General features: G+C 66.4%; 19 protein-coding genes. 15 read left to right on the forward strand and 4 right to left on the reverse strand.

All coding sequences use genetic code 11. The features are described 5' to 3' along the window. Nucleotides 1-39 precede the first annotated feature (39 nt). The 3 genes from FBY20_RS21375 to FBY20_RS21385 all read left to right on the forward strand — a co-directional run bounded on the left by FBY20_RS21375 (nucleotide 40) and on the right by FBY20_RS21385 (nucleotide 3,541). Entirely contained in the window at nucleotides 40-849 is an 810-nt protein-coding gene (locus FBY20_RS21375) for an enoyl-CoA hydratase/isomerase family protein (RefSeq protein WP_142054461.1), read from the forward strand. Between the two features lie 4 nt (nucleotides 850-853). Next, nucleotides 854-2,395: a malonyl-CoA synthase gene (locus FBY20_RS21380; RefSeq protein ID WP_056323838.1), complete on the forward strand. Its 1,542-nt coding sequence runs from the start codon at nucleotides 854-856 to the stop codon at nucleotides 2,393-2,395. A 174-nt stretch (nucleotides 2,396-2,569) separates the two neighbouring features. Next, nucleotides 2,570-3,541 (forward strand): tripartite tricarboxylate transporter substrate binding protein, encoded by a 972-nt coding sequence (locus FBY20_RS21385; protein ID WP_056323841.1) that lies wholly within the window; start codon nucleotides 2,570-2,572, stop codon nucleotides 3,539-3,541. Nucleotides 3,542-3,545: 4 nt separating this feature from the next. On the opposite strand, the gene FBY20_RS21390 is transcribed toward FBY20_RS21385, so the two are convergent. Further along, nucleotides 3,546-4,502 (reverse strand): aldo/keto reductase, encoded by a 957-nt coding sequence (locus FBY20_RS21390; RefSeq protein ID WP_056323843.1) that lies wholly within the window; start codon nucleotides 4,500-4,502, stop codon nucleotides 3,546-3,548. A gap of 267 nt (nucleotides 4,503-4,769) precedes the next feature. Between FBY20_RS21390 and FBY20_RS21395 the strand changes: the two genes are divergently transcribed. The 4 genes from FBY20_RS21395 (at nucleotide 4,770) to FBY20_RS21410 (ending at nucleotide 8,227) form a co-directional block, all read left to right on the forward strand. Continuing rightward, complete coding sequence (locus FBY20_RS21395) at nucleotides 4,770-5,741, forward strand: ABC transporter substrate-binding protein (RefSeq protein WP_056323846.1); 972 nt, start codon at nucleotides 4,770-4,772, stop codon at nucleotides 5,739-5,741. Nucleotides 5,742-6,063: 322 nt separating this feature from the next. Next, a complete protein-coding gene (locus tag FBY20_RS21400; protein WP_056323849.1) occupies nucleotides 6,064-6,954 on the forward strand; it encodes an ABC transporter permease in 891 nt (296 codons plus the stop codon). 1 nt (nucleotide 6,955) lies between these two features. Further along, on the forward strand, nucleotides 6,956-7,750 hold the full coding sequence (locus tag FBY20_RS21405; protein WP_056323852.1) for an ABC transporter ATP-binding protein: 795 nt from the start codon (nucleotides 6,956-6,958) through the stop codon (nucleotides 7,748-7,750). 147 nt (nucleotides 7,751-7,897) lie between these two features. Continuing rightward, on the forward strand, nucleotides 7,898-8,227 hold the full coding sequence (locus FBY20_RS21410; protein ID WP_056323855.1) for a ribonuclease E inhibitor RraB: 330 nt from the start codon (nucleotides 7,898-7,900) through the stop codon (nucleotides 8,225-8,227). A gap of 3 nt (nucleotides 8,228-8,230) precedes the next feature. Here FBY20_RS21410 and FBY20_RS21415 read toward each other — a convergent pair whose 3' ends face one another. From FBY20_RS21415 to FBY20_RS21425, 3 genes are read right to left on the reverse strand one after another with little or no spacing between them, the layout of a single operon-like run. After that, nucleotides 8,231-9,478, reverse strand: coding sequence for an FAD-binding oxidoreductase (locus FBY20_RS21415; RefSeq protein WP_142056131.1), 1,248 nt, complete (start codon nucleotides 9,476-9,478; stop codon nucleotides 8,231-8,233). Between the two features lie 8 nt (nucleotides 9,479-9,486). Further along, nucleotides 9,487-11,130, reverse strand: coding sequence for an NAD(P)-binding protein (locus FBY20_RS21420; protein WP_142054463.1), 1,644 nt, complete (start codon nucleotides 11,128-11,130; stop codon nucleotides 9,487-9,489). Further along, entirely contained in the window at nucleotides 11,130-12,641 is a 1,512-nt protein-coding gene (locus tag FBY20_RS21425) for a polyamine aminopropyltransferase (RefSeq protein WP_142054466.1), read from the reverse strand. Before FBY20_RS21425 ends, FBY20_RS21420 begins: the two co-directional genes overlap by 1 nt. 89 nt (nucleotides 12,642-12,730) lie before the next feature. Between FBY20_RS21425 and FBY20_RS21430 the strand changes: the two genes are divergently transcribed. The 8 genes from FBY20_RS21430 to FBY20_RS21460 all read left to right on the forward strand — a co-directional run bounded on the left by FBY20_RS21430 (nucleotide 12,731) and on the right by FBY20_RS21460 (nucleotide 18,480). Then, nucleotides 12,731-13,117: a DUF350 domain-containing protein gene (locus FBY20_RS21430; protein ID WP_142056133.1), complete on the forward strand. Its 387-nt coding sequence runs from the start codon at nucleotides 12,731-12,733 to the stop codon at nucleotides 13,115-13,117. A gap of 39 nt (nucleotides 13,118-13,156) precedes the next feature. Next, complete coding sequence (locus FBY20_RS21435; protein ID WP_056323867.1) at nucleotides 13,157-14,200, forward strand: SPFH domain-containing protein; 1,044 nt, start codon at nucleotides 13,157-13,159, stop codon at nucleotides 14,198-14,200. Nucleotides 14,201-14,206: 6 nt separating this feature from the next. Continuing rightward, nucleotides 14,207-15,682: a DUF4178 domain-containing protein gene (locus FBY20_RS21440; protein ID WP_142054469.1), complete on the forward strand. Its 1,476-nt coding sequence runs from the start codon at nucleotides 14,207-14,209 to the stop codon at nucleotides 15,680-15,682. Next, nucleotides 15,683-15,847 (forward strand): hypothetical protein, encoded by a 165-nt coding sequence (locus FBY20_RS27810; protein WP_172802197.1) that lies wholly within the window; start codon nucleotides 15,683-15,685, stop codon nucleotides 15,845-15,847. After that, entirely contained in the window at nucleotides 15,844-16,194 is a 351-nt protein-coding gene (speD, locus tag FBY20_RS21445) for an adenosylmethionine decarboxylase (RefSeq protein ID WP_056323874.1), read from the forward strand. Before FBY20_RS27810 ends, speD begins: the two co-directional genes overlap by 4 nt. A gap of 130 nt (nucleotides 16,195-16,324) precedes the next feature. Further along, on the forward strand, nucleotides 16,325-17,083 hold the full coding sequence (gene modA, locus FBY20_RS21450; RefSeq protein ID WP_142054471.1) for a molybdate ABC transporter substrate-binding protein: 759 nt from the start codon (nucleotides 16,325-16,327) through the stop codon (nucleotides 17,081-17,083). A 27-nt stretch (nucleotides 17,084-17,110) separates the two neighbouring features. Beyond that, nucleotides 17,111-17,797, forward strand: a complete 687-nt coding sequence (gene modB / locus FBY20_RS21455) for a molybdate ABC transporter permease subunit (protein ID WP_056323878.1) — start codon at nucleotides 17,111-17,113, stop codon at nucleotides 17,795-17,797. Next, nucleotides 17,794-18,480 carry an ATP-binding cassette domain-containing protein gene (locus FBY20_RS21460; RefSeq protein ID WP_142054473.1) on the forward strand — a complete coding sequence of 229 codons (687 nt, stop codon included), beginning with the start codon at nucleotides 17,794-17,796 and terminating at the stop codon, nucleotides 18,478-18,480. The genes modB and FBY20_RS21460 overlap by 4 nt, the downstream gene beginning before the upstream one ends. Nucleotides 18,481-18,495 lie beyond the last annotated feature (15 nt).

Below are 18,495 nucleotides of genomic sequence, written 5' to 3' on the forward strand. Positions count from 1 at the left end.
CGGCGGATTCCATCAACAACAACAACGAGGGCAGGGGACATGACGGAGAACGTGGCTGGCCATGGCCAAGGCCAAGACCGTGTGCGGCTTGAGCGCGAAGGGCATCTGGCCTGGGTGACGCTGTCGCATCCGGGACGCCTGAATGCGATCACGGTCGGCATGTGGCGCGAACTGCGCGAGGTCTTTACGCGCATCGCGCAGGACGATGCCGTGCGCTGCGTGATCGTGCGCGGCGAGGGCGGCAATTTCGCGGCCGGCGCCGACATCCGCGAGTTTCCTGCCGAGCGCGCCGATCTGGCCGGGGTGCAGCGCTATCACCGCGAGATCCTGGCCCCCGCCCTGCAGGCCGTGGCGCAATGCCCGCAGCCCGTGATCGCCCAGATCGAGGGCGTGTGCGTGGGCGGCGGGCTGGAAATCGCTTGCCAATGCGACCTGCGCATCGCCGGCGCATCGGCCCGCTTCGGCGTGCCGATCAACCGCTTGGGCTTTCCGATGGCCCCGGACGAAATGCGCGGCCTGCTGGCATTGGCCGGCCGGGCGGCGACGCTGGCCATCCTGCTGGAAGGCCGTGTGTTCGGCGCCGACGAGGCGCGCGGTCTGGGCCTGTTGACCCGCATCGTCGACGATGGCGAGGTCGCGGCAGCGGCCCGGCGCAGCGCCGACCGCATCGCCCAGGGCGCGCCGCTGGCCGCCCGCATTAATAAGCGCTTGTCCGCCAGGCTCGCCACGGGCGCGGCCTTGACCGAAGACGAGTACCAGGATTATTTCTCCTATGCCGAAAGCCGGGACCACAGAGAAGGCGTGCGTGCCTTCCTGGCCGGCGAAGACCCTTCCTTTTCCGGAGACTAGACAGGTGAGCAACGCCAACCTATACGCTGTCCTGCAAGGCGGCTTTCCCAAAGACCGCAGCAAAGTCGCGCTGGAAACGCCCGACCTCCAATACACCTGGGACGACATCGACCGCGCGACCGCGTGCCTGGCGAACCTGCTGCAATCGCTGAACCTGCCCGACGGCGCGCGTGTGGCCGTGCAGGTCGAGAAGTCGCCCGAGGCGCTGCTGTTGTACCTGGCCACGCTGCGCGCGGGCCTGGTGTACCTGCCGCTGAACACCGCCTACCGCGAATCCGAGATCGAATACTTCCTGGGCAACGCCGAGCCGTCCGTCGTCGTGTGCGCCAGCAAGAACCTGGACTGGGTCAAGCGCGCCGCCGACAAGGCCGGCTGCCCGCACGTCTTCACCCTCGACGAGGACCGCACAGGCACGCTGCTGGAGGCCGCCGGCAGCCTGCCGCAAACCTTCAAGACGGTTCAACGCAAGCCGGACGACCTGGCCGCGATCCTGTACACCTCGGGCACCACGGGCCGCAGCAAGGGCGCGATGCTCTCGCACGGCAACCTGGCGGCCAATGCGCGCACCCTGCATGAATACTGGGGCTGGCGCGAGGACGACGTGTTGCTGCACATGCTGCCGATTTTCCATGTGCACGGCTTGTTCGTGGCCTCGCATGGCGCGCTGCTGGCGGGCGCCCGGATGATCTGGCTGCCCAAGCTGGACGCCGACCAGGCGCTGCACTACCTGCCGCAGAGCACCGTGATGATGGGCGTGCCGACGTACTACGTGCGCCTGTTGGCCGATCCGCGTTTCAACCGCGACGTGTGCGCCAACATGCGCCTCTTTATCTCGGGCTCGGCGCCGCTGCTGGCCGAGACGTTCTCGGATTTCAAGGAACGCAGCGGCCATCCCATTCTTGAGCGCTACGGCATGAGCGAGACCGTCATGCTGACGTCCAATCCCTATGACCCCGCGCTGGGCGAGCGTCTGGCCGGCACCGTCGGGCGCGCCTTGCCCGGCGTGCAGGTCCGCGTGGTCGACGATGCCGGCAAGCCGCTTGCGGCGGGCGAGATCGGCAACGTGCAGGTGCGTGGCCCCAATGTGTTCTCTGGCTACTGGCGCATGCCCGAAAAGACCCGCGAGGAATTCACGGAAGACGGCTGGTTCAAGACGGGCGACGTGGGCCGTTGGGGCGGCGAGTCCGCCGGCCGCGCCGCGCCCGACGACTACCTGTCGATCGTCGGCCGCAGCAAGGACCTCATCATCTCGGGCGGCTACAACGTGTACCCCAAGGAGATCGAGACGCTGATCGACGACATGCCGGGCGTGTCGGAATCCGCAGTGATCGGCGTGCCGCATCCCGACTTCGGCGAGGCCGTGGTGGCGGTGGTGGTGCCCAAGGACGGCGCGTCGCTGGATGCGTCGGCGATGCAGGCGGAATTGAAATCGCGCATTGCCAACTTCAAGGTGCCCAAGCGCGTGCATATCATCGACCAGCTGCCTCGCAACACCATGGGCAAGGTGCAGAAGAACGTGCTGCGCGACACCTACAAGGCGCTATAACCCCACATCGTGCCGGTCCCCCGCGGGGCCGGCATTTTTTTACCGCATCCAAGGAGACGCATCCCCATCCAATGCCCCGAGAAGACCTGCCCTCAGCATTCAGAAGAAAAAGATATTCCAGCGACGAGACGCCAAAAACAGGCGCCGTCCCCCGATGCAGCAAGAGGAGACAAAATGAACTATCGCACCACCGCCGCGGCCGTGTTTGCCGTGGCAGCCCTGGGTTTTGGCGGCGTTGCCGCCGCGCAATGGCCCGAACGCCCCATCACGCTGATCGTTCCGTTCCCCGCCGGTGGCGGCACGGACACGTTCGCCCGTCCGCTGGCCGCGCAGCTCACGACGCAGCTCGGCCAGACGGTGGTCATCGACAACAAGGGGGGCGCGGGTGGCACCGTGGGCGCCGGCGTTGCCGCCAAGGCCAAGCCCGACGGCTACACGTTCTTCATGGGCGGGGCGCACCATGCGCTGGCGCCGTCCCTGTACAAGAGCCTGAGCTACAACATCCAGAAGGACTTCGTGCCGGTCGCCCTGGTGGCGCAGCCGCCGCAGGTCGTCGTCATCAATGCCGGCAAGCTGCCGGTCAAGACCTTGCAGGAGTTCATCGACTACGCCAAGAAGCGGCCGGGCGAAATCAACTTCGGCACCGCGGGCAAGGGCAGCACGCACCACCTGGCCGGCGAGCTGTTCGCCATGCAGACCGGGGTCAAGCTGGTGGACGTGCCGTACCAGGGGGCGGGACCGATGCTGTCGGCGCTGATCGGCGGGCAGGTGGATCTGGCCTTCGACGGACTGGGTTCGTCCGCCGGACACATCCGCGCCGGCGCGATCAAGCCGCTGGCCGTGGCCGCCACGGAGCGTTCGCCGTCGCTGCCTGACGTGCCGACTGCCGCCGAGGCCGGCGTGCCGAACTACGTCGTGTCGACGTGGTACGCGATCTGGGCGCCCGCCGGCACGCCCAAGGAGGCCACGGAAAGGATGGCCGCCGAGATCACCAAGGCGCTGAACACGCCCAAGCTGAAGGAAACCTGGGCGGGCAACGGCACCGGCGTGCCCACGCTGACCGGCGCCGAGTTCGGCAAGTTCGTCGACAGCGAAGTCCAGCGCTGGGCCAAGGTCGTCAAGGACTCCGGCGTCACGCTGGACTAGCGCCTTACCGCCAATCGCTGGCCTGGCTGAGCCGGGCCAGCTGGTCGTGCGTCAGCGTCAGGCTGGCGGCCTTGACCAGTTCGTCCAGCTGGGCGAGCGAGGTGGCGCTGACAATGGGCGCGGTGATGCCCGGCTGCGCGATCTGCCAGGCCAGCGCGGCCTGCGCGGGCGTGCAGCCGGCGTCCTCGGACACCTCGTCCAGCGCCTTCAGGATGCGGTAGCCGCGGTCGTTCAGGTAGGTCTCGACGATCTTCTTGCCGCGCGCGCTCTTGCCTGCATCGCCGGGGCTGCGGTACTTGCCGCTAAGAAAGCCGCTGGCCAGCGCAAAATAGTTGATCGTGCCCATCTGCTGGGTCTTCACCAGGCTTTGCAGCCCGGATTCGAAGGGCTCGCGCGTGTACAGGTTGTATTCGGGCTGGATGCTTTCATAGCGCGGCAGGCTGTGCCGCTCGCTGGCGATCAGCGCTTCGGACAGCCGCACGGCCGTGTAGTTGGACGCGCCGATCGCGCGCACCTTGCCGGCTTCGATCTGCTTGGCGTATTCGCCCAGGGTGTCGGTCAGCGGCGTGTCCGGGTCGTCCTGGTGGGATTGGTACAGGTCCACGTAGTCGGTCTGCAGGCGCGCCAGCGACGCCTCCAGCGAGCGCCGGATATAGGCGGGCGACAGCCCCTTCTGGCCAGGCCCCATTTCCATGCCAACCTTGGTGGCGATCAGGACCTGATCGCGCTTGCCCGTTCGCTTGAGCCACTTGCCGATCAGGGTTTCGGATTCACCGCCCTGGTTGCCCGGCACCCAGCGCGAATACATATCCGCCGTGTCGATGAAGTTCAGGCCGGCGTCCAGCAGCGCGTCCAGCAGCGAAAAGGTGCCGGCCTCGTCGACGGTCCAGCCGAAGACGTTGCCGCCGAATGTGAGCGGGGGAACCTGCAGGCCGGATCGGCCCAATGCGCGTTTGATCATGGCTGGCCTCGGGATGCCGTCGCCGGGCGCGCGGAACGGGATGAACGGCGTTCGCCCGGCGGTGGTCAGTATATTCACGCCGCTGCCCCGTGGCGGGGCATGCCGTTATGCATGCACCATTACAGGGATTCCCCCCAACTCCATTTGGTGGGCGGCACGTTAGACTATACGGCTTTATGGCTGGCCGAACGGGTGGCAAATCCCGCGGTGGCCATGAAGACACCGGCAACTTCAACAAGCAATACCACGGGTTCAAGGAGCAAACATATGCTGATCGGAAAACACCATTTTCTGACGGTTGGCGCGATGGCGCTGGCAATGGCTATCGCCGCGCCGGCCGCCGCGCAGCAAAAGTCCGTCGCGGTGACAGCCATCGTCGAGCATCCGGCGCTGGACGCCGTGCGTGACGGGGTGCAGGACGCCCTCAAGCAAGCCGGCTACGAGCCGGGCAAGAACCTGAAGTGGCAGTATCAAAGCGCTCAGGGCAACAACGGCACCGCCGCCCAGATCGCCCGCAAGTTCGTCGGCGACCGCCCGGACGCCATCGTCGCGATCGCCACGCCGTCGGCGCAGGCTGTCGTTGCCGCCACCAAGGACGTGCCGGTGGTGTATTCCGCCGTGACCGATCCGGTCGCCGCGCAACTCGTGTCCAGCATGGACGCCTCGGGCACCAACGTGACCGGCGTGTCGGATCTGCTGGCCCTGGACAAGCAAGTCGAACTCATCAAGAAGATCCTGCCCAACGCCAAGCGCGTGGGCATCGTCTACAACCCGGGCGAGGCCAACTCGGTCGTGGTCGTCAAGAAGCTCCAGGAAATCCTGCCCAAGTCAGGCATGAGCCTGGTCGAAGCCGCCGCCCCGCGTTCGGTGGACGTGGCCTCGGCGGCCCGCAGCCTGATCGGCAAGGTCGACGTCATCTACACCAACACCGACAACAACGTCGTGTCGGCGTATGAGTCGCTGGTCAAGGTGGGCAACGACGCCAAGATCCCGCTGATCGCGTCGGACACCGACAGCGTCAAGCGCGGCGGCATTGCCGCCCTGGGCATCAACTACCGCGATCTGGGCGTGCAGACCGGCAAGATCGTCGTGCGCATCCTGAAGGGCGAGAAGCCCGGCGCGATTCCGTCTGAAACCAGCTCCAAGCTTGAGCTCTACGTGAATCCGGGCGCGGCCGCCAAGCAGGGCGTGACCCTGTCCGACGCGCTGATCAAGTCGGCCGCGGTGGTCGTGAAATAATACGGCGCGATATCGGCCCCGCCATGCCTATCCGGCGTGCGCGGGGTTTTTCTTGCGTTTTTCGTGGTGTCTGGCTTACCCGATGTTCCATAGGGCGGCAGCGTTCACAAGACGTTCGCGGCCCGGCGTTGTTGCTTCCTTGACAGGTCTCGCACGTCTGCTGGCGCCGCCGGCGGGAAGACACGTGGGCGGGAAACGAGAGAAAATCCATGCCGGGAAACGTTTATTGCGAAAGCTCGGGTAAAACTGACCCGTGAACGCAAGAAATCGCGCGTTTCACTTCTTTAATATGCTCGTTTCTTATCTTGATTGGATCTGACCCATGTCATTGTTCTCGTTGTTAGGCGCACTGGAGATCGGGCTGATCTTCAGCCTGGTGGCCTTGGGCGTGTTCATCTCCTTTCGCCTGCTGCGCTTCCCCGACCTGACCGTGGACGGCAGCTTTCCGCTGGGCGGCGCAGTCTGTGCGACGCTGATCGCATCGGGCACCGATCCGTTTTCCGCCACCATCATCGCCACCATCGCGGGCGCGGCGGCCGGGCTGGTCACGGGCTGGCTGAACGTCAAGCTCAAGATCATGGATCTCTTGGCCAGCATCCTGATGATGATCGCCCTGTATTCGATCAACCTGCGCATCATGGGCAAGCCCAACGTGCCCCTGATCACCGAACCCACCGTTTTCACGATCCTGCAGCCGGCGTGGATTTCCGACTACGTCGCGCGCCCGTTGATCCTGATCGTGATCGTCATCCTGTGCAAGCTGGCGCTGGACTGGTTCTTTGCCACGCAGACCGGCCTGGCGGTGCGCGCCACTGGCTCGAACGGCCGCATGGCCCGCGCGCAGGGCGTGAACACCGGCCGCATGATCCTGGGCGGCATGGCGCTGTCGAACGCGCTGGTCGCGCTGGCGGGCGCGCTGTTTGCGCAGACGCAGGGCGGATCGGACATCTCGATGGGCATCGGCACCATCGTGATCGGCCTGGCCGCGGTCATCGTCGGCGAAAGCATCCTGCCGTCGCGCAAGCTGGTGCTGGCCACGCTGGCCGTCATCATCGGCGCCATCGTCTACCGCTTCTTCATCGCCCTGGCGCTCAATAGCGATTTCATCGGCCTGAAGGCGCAGGACCTGAACCTCGTCACCGCGGTGCTCGTCACGATCGCCCTGGTCATCCCCATGCTCAAGCGCCGCCTGGTCGGCAAGAAGGGGCGCTGATATGTTGTCCGCAAAAGACCTGAAAATCACCTTCAACGCGGGGACGCCCATCGAGACTCGCGCGCTGCGCGGCCTGACGCTGGAAATCCCGTCGGGCCAGTTCGTGACCGTGATCGGTTCCAACGGCGCGGGCAAGTCCACGTTCCTGAACGCCGTGTCGGGCGACCTGCCGGTCGATTCCGGCCGCATCGACATCAATGGCGTGGACGTGACGCGCCAGCCCGTGTGGGCGCGCGCCGGCAGCGTGGCGCGCGTGTTCCAGGACCCCATGGCGGGCACCTGCGAAGACCTGACCATCGAGGAAAACATGGCGCTGGCGCAGATGCGCGGCGCATCGCGCGGCTACAGCCGCGCCGTGAAGGCCTCGATGAAGGCCGGCTTTCGCGAGCGTCTGGCCACACTGGGGCTGGGCCTGGAAAACCGCCTGACCGACCGCATCGGCCTGTTGTCCGGCGGCCAGCGTCAGGCGGTCAGTCTGTTGATGGCGGCGCTGCAACCGTCGCGCATCCTGCTGCTGGACGAGCACACCGCCGCGCTCGACCCGCGCACCGCGGACTTCGTGCTGCAACTGACGGCGCGCATCGTGGCCGAAAACAAGCTCACCACCATGATGGTCACGCACAGCATGCGCCAGGCGCTGGACGTCGGCGACCGCACGGTCATGCTGCACCAGGGCCAGGTGGTGCTGGACGTGTCCGGCGACGAACGCCGCGGCATGGACGTGCCGGACCTGCTTGCCATGTTCGAGCGGGTGCGAGGCGAGAAGTTGTCGGACGACGCCCTGTTGCTGGGTTGATGGCGAAGAAAACGCGGTCTGCAAGGACCGCGTTTTTTTTTCGCCCCGAATTTCTGCCCGGACTTTTTCCCGGACTTTCGCCCAGCACAGGGCCGGACCTCTGCTACCATCGCCGCCTCTTGAAAAACGATAAGCAGAGCAGCAGCGATGGAAGTCAGCCAGGCGTCGATTGACGGCATGTACAGCAAGATGGCGCAGAACGGTTGGGATACGTTCGGCCGCTTGAAATGGAGCTATTGCTTCATGGCCTCGCAGGAACACGCGCTGGAACTGATCTTCCGCAAGATCGCCGACAGCAAGTACCAATTGGAAAGCCTCGAACAGGCCGACGACGAAGACGGCGGCTGGACGATGTGCGTGAGCATGGTCGAGATCCTGCCCGCGGACAAGCTCTTCCGGCGCTGCGACGCCTTCAATGACCTGGCCGACGAGTACGGCGCGCTATTTGACGGCTGGGACGTGGCACAGGTGGCGTAAACGCTAGATGAAGCGGCCGGGCCGGAAAGCCGGATGGCGCGCCGCGGCGCTGCCGTCCAGCATCTGGTCGGCCAGAATCTTCGCGGTGCCCGGCGCAGTGCTGAATCCGATGTGCTGGTGTCCCAGCGCCAGCCACAGGCCGGGATGACGCGGCGCCTCGCCGATCATCGGGCGGCTGTCTGGCAGGGTGGGGCGGCGGCCCAGCCAGGCGGCCGCATCCAGCCGGTCGCCTAACGGGAAGGCCTCGCGCGCGCGCTGTTCGGCCAGCGCAAGCTGATCCGGACGCGCGGGCGCGTCGCAGGCGTCCAGCTCCACGCCCGTGGACAGGCGCAGCCCGCGCGCCATCGGCGACAGCACGTAGCCGCCGCCTGTGTCGTACACGGGTCGCGTCACGCGCGCGCCGTCGCGGCCGCTGTAGTGCATGTGATAGCCGCGTTCAAACGCCATCGGCAGGTCGATGCCGGTGGTCTTCAAGAGCGCCTTGGACCACGGACCCAGCGCCACCACGAGCCGGCCGGCCGACAGGGATTCGGACGCCGTCGCCCCGTTCACGATCCAGGACGCGCCATCGCGGCGGATGCTGCGGGCGTCCAGCCGGCGGAATTGGCCGCCTTCGCGCCGGTAGAGATCGGCGTAGGCGGCCACGACCTCGTGCGGATCGTCCACTGAATACGATCCCTGGATCCACAACGCGCGGTGAAAGATCGGCGACAGCGCGGGTTCGGCTTCGGCCAGTGCCGCGGGGTCCAGTTCCTGCGTGGGCACGTCATACTGCGCGAACGTGCGGCGGGCCAGCGCGCCGGCCTGCCACGCCTGCGCCGAGCGGTACAGGAAGATCCATCCGGTGTCGCGCAGCCGGTGGCGCGCGCCGCTTTGGTCCAGCAGCTTCAGGTGCTCGGGCGCGGATAGCCGGATCAGGCCGTCCAGCGCCCGCGCGGTTTCCTGGAAGACGGCCGGCCGCGCGCTCATCAGAAAGCGCGCCGCCCAGCCCAGGTTCGCCGCCAGATACGGCCAGCGGTAGCGGAACTGGACGGTGTCGTTCTTCAAGAGGCGGGGCAGTTGCTTCCACAGCCCCGGATGATTGAAGGGCATCAAGGAACTGCGGGCCAGCACGCCGGCGTTGCCCAGCGACGTTTCCATGCCCGGTTCCTGGCGGTCGACGAGCAGGACCGTCATGCCGCGCCGGCGCAGTTCCAGCGCGCAGCAGACGCCGACGATGCCCGCGCCCAGCACGATGACGTGATTGCCCATGTCGATTTTCATCCTTGTTCGTGGTGGCCCAGGATACGCCCTGCCGCCTTGACGCCCCACCATGAGGCCTCTTCGAAGACCGAATACCCTGACAGGTCGGCGTGCGCGAACAGCACCGGGCCATCCACCGCGCGCAGCGCGGCCAGGCCCGGATTGGACAGGTAGCCGCAGACCGGCGTGGCCATCGCGTGGCCGCGCACCGTGATTTCAAGCTGGCGCGCGTTGCGCCAGAATTCCTTGCCGTACGCCGCAACCAGATCCGCCGCGGCGATGTCGCGCAGATCCTGCGGGCTGGCGCGCGTGAGCCAGTCGCGCGCCGCTTGCGGCGTCTGGCCGCTTAGCGCGTGATACGCCGTGAACACGCTGCGCGGCGTGCGCGCCACGCGCAGCAGCTGGTGCGTGGACACGACATAACCCAGCGCCTGGCCTTGGTAGACGACGTTGTCCCACGACAGGGGCTCGCCGGGCGCTTCGAGCGGGTAGCCGTCCATGACGAAGTTCGACACCATCCAGGCCGCGTGCGGCGCGGTGTGCACGGCCGGGTCGTAGCCGTACGCCTGCAGGTCGGGCAGCAGGCGCTGCGCGACGAAAAGCGGCATGGCGCACACCGTGCGGCGCGTCTGCACGGCATAGGCGCTGGCGGCGCCGTCCGGCGAGTCCTTCACGCACAGGACGCGCGGGCCGGCGGGCAGTTCGTCGATGCGCATCGCCGTGCCTTGCAGCAGCCAGCCGGTGTGGCCGAGCTGCTTGGTGATGGCGTCCCGCATGCGGTCGGCCAGCACGGCCAGCCCGCCGGGCCACGTCAGCACGGCGCCTTCGCCGGCGTTGGCGGCATGGCCGTCGCGGCTGGCAAAGTAGTGCAGGCCGGCCCACGCCGACACCTCGTCGTGCCGCGCGCCGTAGTCGTCGCGGCAGCAGTAGTTCAGATACCAGTGCAGCGCGGGCGAGGTATAGCCCTCTTGCGTCAGCCACGCCTTGAACGTCAGGCCGTCCAGCGCGCGCCAGGCCGGATCGCGCGAGGACAGTTCCAGCGGGATGCAGAACACCTTGCGGCCGTCGTTGCCAACCTGCGTGCGCAGTTGATCGATCAGCGCCAGAAAGCGCCGGTGCTGCGCGGCGTCGGCATCCGGCACGCCCGTCATGGGCAACAGGCCTTCTTCCCAGCGTCCGTTGCGCAGCAGTCTTTCCTGCGGCGAATGCACGATAACCGCTTCGTCGTAGTAGGGGCGGGCGTCGCCCGCGCCGTGTTCAAGGATGCCAAAGTCGGCCAGCATCTCGCGCACGTGGGTCGAAGCCAGCGACGGCAGGGGCAGGTAATGCGCGCCCAGCGGGTAGTCCAGACCATCGCGCTGGCCCGCCGCGGCATTGCCCGCGAATTCGGGGCCCTGCACCACGACGAAATCGGTGAAGCCCTCGCGCGCCAGCTTCCAGGCGCAGGACAGGCCGGCGACGCCAGCGCCCAGAATGGCGACCTGGTGCTGCCGGGTGCCCGACGGATGCGGCAGGGCCGCCTTGTCGCGCAACGCGTGGCCGGCCTGCATGCCCGGGTAGTGCACGTCGGGCGTCGTCTCGACGACGCGAGATCGCCAGTAGCCGACCGAACCTGCGGCGGCGGCCGTGGCAGCGCCCAGGAGGAAGCTGCGCCGGCGCATCAGCGGATGACCTTGCGCCAGTCCTCGTCGAAATACCGCACGAGCGATTGTTCGTTCAGGCGGTTCGGCGGCATGGCCAGCGCCGGCATGTCGGCGGGAAAATGAAAGAGCTCGCGCACGGTGACGGGGTCCAGGTAGCGCGTGGCCACCGTGATCTTCTCGGGCGGCGCGTAGTCGCGGCGCTTGCTGGCCAGGATGAAGCCCCAGTCGCCGAACGACGGCACGTAGGTGTGATACGGCCAGGTGTTCAGGCCGGCTTCCTTGAGCGTCGCGTCCACGCTCCAGAACGAGCGCGGGGCAAAGTAGGGCGAGGTGGACTGCACGACCATGTAGCCGTTTTCGGCCAGATGCCGCGCCATCAGGTGGTAGACCGGCACGGAATACAGCCGGCCCAGGCCGAAGTTGGACGGATCGGGAAAGTCCACCACGATGAAGTCGTACACCTGCGCGTGGGATTCCAGCCAGCGGCCGGCGTCGTCATTGATGACGGTGACGCGCGGGTCCTTGAGCGAACCTTCGTTTAGCTTGACCAGCGGCTCGGAACGCGAAAACAGGTTCGTCATGGCCGGGTCCAGGTCCACCAGCGTGACGTGCTCGACGTGTTTGTACTTGAGGGTCTCGCGCACGGCCAGGCCGTCGCCGCCGCCCAGCACCAGCACGTTGCGCGCCCAGGGCAGCGCCTGCAGGCCCGGATGCACCAGCGATTCGTGATAGCGGTGTTCGTCGCGCGACGAGAACTGCAGGTTGCCGTTGATGTACAGGCGCAGGTCGTCGTGCCAGCGCGTCACCGCCAGGCGCTGGTACTGCGTGGTCTCCGCATGGATCACGTCGTCGCCGTACAGGCCTTTTTCGGCCCAGGCGGTCATGCTGCCGGAGTAGACGAACCCCAGCCCCAGGATGCCGATCACCACGCCCGCGCGCACGGCCTTCTCGCCGGGCCGGCTGACTTCGGCACGGAACAGCCACGTGGTCCAGAGCGCCACGCTGGCGTTCAGGATGCCAAAGAGAAAGCTGGTGCGCAGCAAACCCAGCTTGGGCGCGAGCAGCAACGGAAACACCAGCGACACCGCCAGCGCGCCCAGGTAGTCAAAGGTCAAAACGCGGCTGACGATTTCACGGAATTCCGCCTTGCGCTGGTTGAACACGCGCATCACCAGCGGGATTTCCATGCCCACCATCAACCCGATGATGAAGACGCCCACATACAGGGCCGCGCGAAAGGGCGCGGACAGCCACGCGAACACCAGGAACAGCACCGCGGCCGAGACGCCGCCCAGCAGCGCCACCAGCAGCTCGACGTCGATGAAGCGATTCAGAACGTCTTCGTCTCTTACATATTTTGACAACCACGAACCGATGCCCATGGCGAAGAGATAGCAGCCGATCACCGACGAGAACTGGAGGATCGAATCCCCAAGCAAATAGCTGGCGAGCGCGCTGCTGATGAGCTCGTAGCCCAAGCCGCAGGACGCGACGATCAGTACTGAAAGAATGAGAACGCGGTCGCGCATAGGGTGTCCGAGCCAAAAAATGCGTTCGCAGTATATCGAACGCGACGTATATACTGCGCGCAATTGGGAGGCTGGCAATGGGAGAAGCAATGCATCCGGCGGTGACCTATCTGATCTACATCGTTTCAGCGCTCATCATGCTGGGCGTTTTCACGGCGGTCTACACCGCCGTCACGCACTACAAGGAATTCGACCTCATCCGCGAGGGCAACATTGCCGCCGCCCTGTCCTATGGCGGCGCGCTGGTCGGTTTCAGCCTGACCCTGTGTTCCAGCATCGCGGTCCACGCCAGCTTCGTCATGTTCGTGGTGTGGGGCGTGGCGGCGATGATCGTGCAGATCTTCGTGTATGCCGTCGTGTCCAAGGCCATAAAGGGCATGACCGACGCCATCGCGGAAAACAACATCGCCATGGGCGGCCTGATCGGCGCGATCTCGCTGGCGGCCGGCATCGTCAACGCCGCCTGCCTGACCTGAGCGCGGCGCGCAATCCCCGATCTGACAGGAGGACTTTCCATGAGTCTCGGTTCATTCATTCGCAAGCAGTTCATCGATATCCTGCAATGGAACGAGGATCGCGACGGCGTGCTCGCCTGGCGCCATCCGATGCAGGATTTCGAAATCCAGTACGGCGCCAGCCTGACCGTGCGGGAATCGCAGATGGCGGTGTTCGTCAACGAAGGCAAGGTGGCCGACGTGTTCGGCCCCGGCATGTACAAGCTGACGACGCAGACCCTGCCGATCCTGACCTACCTGAAGAACTGGGACAAGCTGTTCGAGTCGCCCTTCAAGTCGGACGTCATCTTCTTCAGCACGCGCCTGCAACTGGGCCGGCGGTGGGGCACGGCCCAGCCGGTGACGCTGCGCGACAGCGAGTTCGGCATGGTGCGCCTGCGCGCGTTCGGCGTGTATTCGTACCAGATCTCCGATCCCGGCAAGTTCTATCGCGAAATCAGCGGCACGCGCGACGTGTACACGGTGGACGACCTGGAGGCGCAGCTGCGCAACATGGTCGTGGCCGCCATGACGACCGCGCTGGGCAGTTCCAAGGTGCCGTTCCTGGATATCGCCGGCAACCAGGGGCTGATGTCGCAGAGCATCGCCGAGCAGCTGGCGCCCGTGTTCGACCGCTATGGCGTCAAGCTGGACAACTTCACGGTCGAGAACGTATCGCTGCCCGAAGAACTGCAAAAGGCGCTGGACACCCGGATCTCGATGGGCATGGCCGGCGACCTGGGCAAATTCACGCAGTATCAGACCGCGACGTCGATCCCGCTGGCGGCCCAGAACGAGGGCGGCATCGCGGGCATCGGCGCGGGCCTGGCCGCGGGCGCGGCGCTTGGCCAGACGATGGCGCAGGGCCTGGGCGCGGCGCAAGGCCAGCCGCAGCAACCCCCGCAGCAACCCGCCACGCAGCAGGCGCAGCAGCCGGCCCAACCCGCGCAGGCCGATCCGGTCCAGCGCCTGCAGCAATTGAAAGACCTGCTGGACAAGGGCCTCATCACGGCGGCAGATTACGATTCGGCCAAGGCCGAAGTGCTGAAGAAACTCACCAGTTAAGGCGCCATGCAGCAGGTTCTGTGTCCGCAGTGCGGCGCCCCAGTCAAGTTCACGTCCGCAGCCTCCGTCATGGCGGTCTGCGGCGCCTGCCGCAGCACCTTGCTCAAGGATGCCGAGTCGGTCAAGCGCATCGGCGAGGCGGCGGAGGTCCTGGAGGACTATTCGCCGCTGTGCCTGGGCGCGGCGGGCGCGCACGACGGCAAGCGCTTTGACGTCATCGGCCGCATCCAGATGCGCTTTGACGAGGGCTTCTGGAACGAGTGGTACCTGTGGTTCGAGGACGGCACGGACGGCTGGCTGTCGGACGCGTCCGGCCAGTACGCCGTCACGCGGCGGCGCAAGGCCAAGACCGCACAGGAAATGCCGGCGTTCGACAGCATTTCGCCCGGCGACGAATTCAAGCTGGATGGCCAGCGCTTCGTGGCGGCGGACGTGCGCGTGAGCCAGGCCGGCGGCGCCCAGGGCGAGCTGCCCTTCGTGCCGGGTGACGGCTGGCAGGCCAAGGTGGCCGACTACCGGAGCCTGGACGCCTTTCTCACGCTCGACTATTCCGACGGTCCGCAGCCCGAGCTCTACATCGGCAAAGCGTTCGACCTGTCTGCGATGCAGGCGGGCTCGCTGCGCACCGCGGAGCAGGTCGAGGAAACGGCGGGGCGCTTTCGCGGCCAGATCAAGGCGCTGGACTGCCCCAACTGCGGTGCGCCGATCTCGTTTGTGGCTGCCATGGCCACGAATGTGGTTTGCCCGTCTTGCGCGGCGGCCGTCGATTGTTCCGGTCCCACCGCCGAGGTCATCGAAAAGGCGCGGCGCGTCGAGAAAATCCGCGCCACGCTCCCGCTGGGATCGGTCGCCAAAATGGAAGGCGTGGACTTCACGCTGATCGGCCTCATGAAATGCGCCGATCCCGACCCCGAAGAACCGTCCAGCTGGACCGAGTACCTGCTGTTCAACGCCGCCAAGGGGTTTGTGTGGCTGGTGGAGTCGGACGAAGGCTGGGAACGCGTGCAGGTCTGCGACACCTGGCCCAGCCATAACAACGCCTCCAGCGTGCGCTGGCGCAACCGCGAATACAAAAAGCTGTACGACTACACCTCGCGCGTGGAAATGGCGCTGGGCGCCTTCAATTGGCGCGTGAAGGTGGGCGACAGCACGCAGATCACCGATTACAAGGTCGGCACGCTGAAGCTGACCCGAGAACTGGGCGACAAGGAACTGGGCTGGTCGGCGTCGGCGCCGGTGTCGCCGGCGCAGCTGGCGCAGTGGTTCGACCAGCCGGAACTCAACCGCCAGAAGGCCATGCGCATGTCGTCGGGCAAGGCCGCCGGGGGCTACCGCAAGTGGGCCAAGGGCGCGCTGATCGCGATGCTGTTCCTGAACTTCGGCAACATCTTCGACGGCCGCTTCATTCCGGTGCTGATCGGGATGGTGTTTCTCTGGCTTCCGGCCCTCCTGGCCGACACGCTGATGGGCGAGGACGAATAGATGAAAGGCAAGTTGTTGTATGCCATCTACGCGGTGGTGGTCGTGCTGGCCACCACCAGCGCCAGTGCGCCGGGCACGCGCCTGGCCGGCGGCAGCAGTAGCAGCAGCTGGGGCAGCAGCTATTCGGGCGGATCGGGCTGGTCATCGGGCGGATCCCACAAGTGACCGTCCACGCAACACCCGGCCGCCACGTGCTGGCCGACTTTCGCGGCGTGGCGCCCAGTCTGCTGACCGACGCGCAGGCGCTGCAACGCCAGATGACCGCCGCAGCCCACGCGGCCGGCGCGCAGGTGCTGAGCGCGCATTTTCATCATTTCGGGGAAGGGGCGGGGGTCACCGGCGTCATCCTGCTCAGCGAATCCCACATCAGCATCCATTCCTGGCCCGAGCACCGCTTCGCGGCCCTGGACATTTTCATGTGCGGGGCCGCCCGGCCCGAAGACGCGCTCGATTTCCTGCGCGCCGCCCTGGCGCCCGAATCCGTCGACGTCACGACGGTTGCCCGCGGCTAGAAGGCAGCCCTTCAGGCTGGCCTGGATTATTCCTTGATATTTCATAAATGCCGCCTGGGCCAAAATTGACGAGCGTTATATACCTGGATATATTTCGATGCCGAATCGTTGGTTTCCACAGGAGAAGGACATGCTTCACATACGCCCGCTCATCGCGCTGACCCTGGCGCTCGCCGCCGCGTGGGGCGCCAATGCCAGCGCGGGGGAACTGGTGGTGTCGGCCGCCGCCAGCCTGACCAACGCATTCAAGGACGTCGCGCACGGCTTTGAAAAGGAACACCCCGGCACGAAGGTGATCCTGAACTTCGGCGCCTCCGATGTGCTGCTTCAGCAGATCGTGAAGGGCGCGCCCGCCGACGTGTTTGCGTCGGCCGACCAAAAGGCCATGGACAAGGCGGTCGAGGAAAAGGCCGTCAAGCCTGCGTCGCGGGTCGATTTCGCGGCCAATGAGATCGTCCTGATCGTCCCGACCGACAGCAAGGCCGGCATCAAGACGCTCAAGGACCTGGAGCGTCCCGAGATCAAGCGCATTGCCTACGGCAATCCGTCCTCGGTGCCGGTGGGCCGCTACACGCAGGCTGCACTCCAGGCCCAGGGCCTGTGGGATGCCGTGCAGGCCAAAAGCGTGCTGGCGCAGAATGTGCGCCAGAGCCTGGACTACGTGGCGCGTGGCGAAGTCGACGCGGGCTTTGTGTTCGCCACCGACGCGGCCGTCATGCCGGGCAAGGTCAACGTGGCCGTGCGCGTGCCGTCGCAGACGCCCGTGACCTATCCGATTGCGCTGACCACGCGCGAGGCCGCCGCCAAGGAAGCCGAAAGCTTCGTCAAGTACGTGCTGTCGCCGGCCGGGCAGGCGATACTGTCGCGCTATGGATTCCAAAAGCCCTGAGTGTCCGTTCAATCGTAGTGAATATCGATGAGTGATCCGGTCTGGGTCCCCCTGCTGCTTTCGTTGAAAGTGGCAGGCTGGGCGACGCTATTGGCGACCGTGGCCGGCACGGCCGCGGCGTATTGCCTATCCCGCTGGCGCTGGCCGGGCCGCGACCTGCTGGACGCCATCCTGACCTTGCCGCTGGTGCTGCCGCCGACCGTGCTGGGCTACTACCTGCTGGTGCTGCTGGGCCGGCGCGGCATCATCGGCGAAACGCTGGCGGGCTGGGGCATCGAACTCGTATTCACCTGGCAGGGCGCCGTGGTCGCGGCGTCCGTGGTGGCCTTTCCGCTGGTGTTCAAGTCGGCTCGCGCCGCCTTCGAAAGCGTGGATGGCCAGCTTGAAAACGCGGCGCGCGTGCTGGGCGTGGGCGAAGCGGGCGTGTTCTTTCGCGTCACCTTGCCGCTGGCCGCGCGCGGGATCGCCGCGGGCGTGCTGCTGGCCTTTGCGCGGGCGCTGGGCGAGTTCGGCGCCACGCTGATGATCGCGGGCAACCTGCCGGGCCGCACGCAGACCTTGTCTGTCGCCATCTACGAAGCCGTGCAGGCCGGCGACGACGCCACCGCCAACATGCTGGTGCTGGTCACGTCCGTGACCTGCATCGTCGTGCTGCTGGCCGCCGGCAAGCTGGTGCCCATTGGCGCCGGCCAGCGCAACGGAGGCGGGCGATGAGCATCGACCTTTCCGTGCGCAAGCACATGGTGTCGCGCGATCGGAAGTTCGAACTCGACGTGCAATTCAAGTCGGCCGCCAAGCGCATCGCGCTGTTCGGCCCGTCCGGCGCGGGGAAAAGCCTGACCCTGCGCGCGGTGGCCGGACTGCTGCGCCCGGATGCAGGGCGCATCGAGGTCAACGGGCGCACGCTCTTCGACAGCCAGGCCGGCATCTGCCTGCCCGCGCGGACGCGCCGCGTGGCCTACCTGTTCCAGGACTATGCGCTGTTTCCCCACCTGACCGTGGCGCAGAACATCGCCTTCGGCCTGCGCCGCGGGTGGTTCAACCCGCCCCGGCGCGAGGTCACGCGCGAGGCCCGGCGCTGGGTCGACGCGTTCGAGCTGGGCGCCATCGTCGGCAGCTACCCCCACGAAATTTCAGGCGGGCAAAAGCAGCGCGTCGCCCTGGCGCGGGCCCTGATGCTGCAGCCCCACATCCTGCTGCTGGACGAACCGTTTTCCGCGCTGGACTCGCAGCTGCGCGGCAAGATGCGGCAAGAGCTGGATGCGCTGCAACGCCAGCTGGATGTGCCGATGCTGCTGATCACGCACGATCCCGCGGACGTCGAGGCGCTGGCCGACGAGGTCTTTGAAGTGCGCGAGGGCAGGGTGGGGCGCCACGACGAGGACGTCGGGCTCTAGTGCGCCGGGGCGGCC

It is taken from the genome of Achromobacter sp. SLBN-14, from assembly GCF_006715415.1.
GTDB classification, from domain to species: domain Bacteria; phylum Pseudomonadota; class Gammaproteobacteria; order Burkholderiales; family Burkholderiaceae_B; genus Achromobacter; species Achromobacter mucicolens.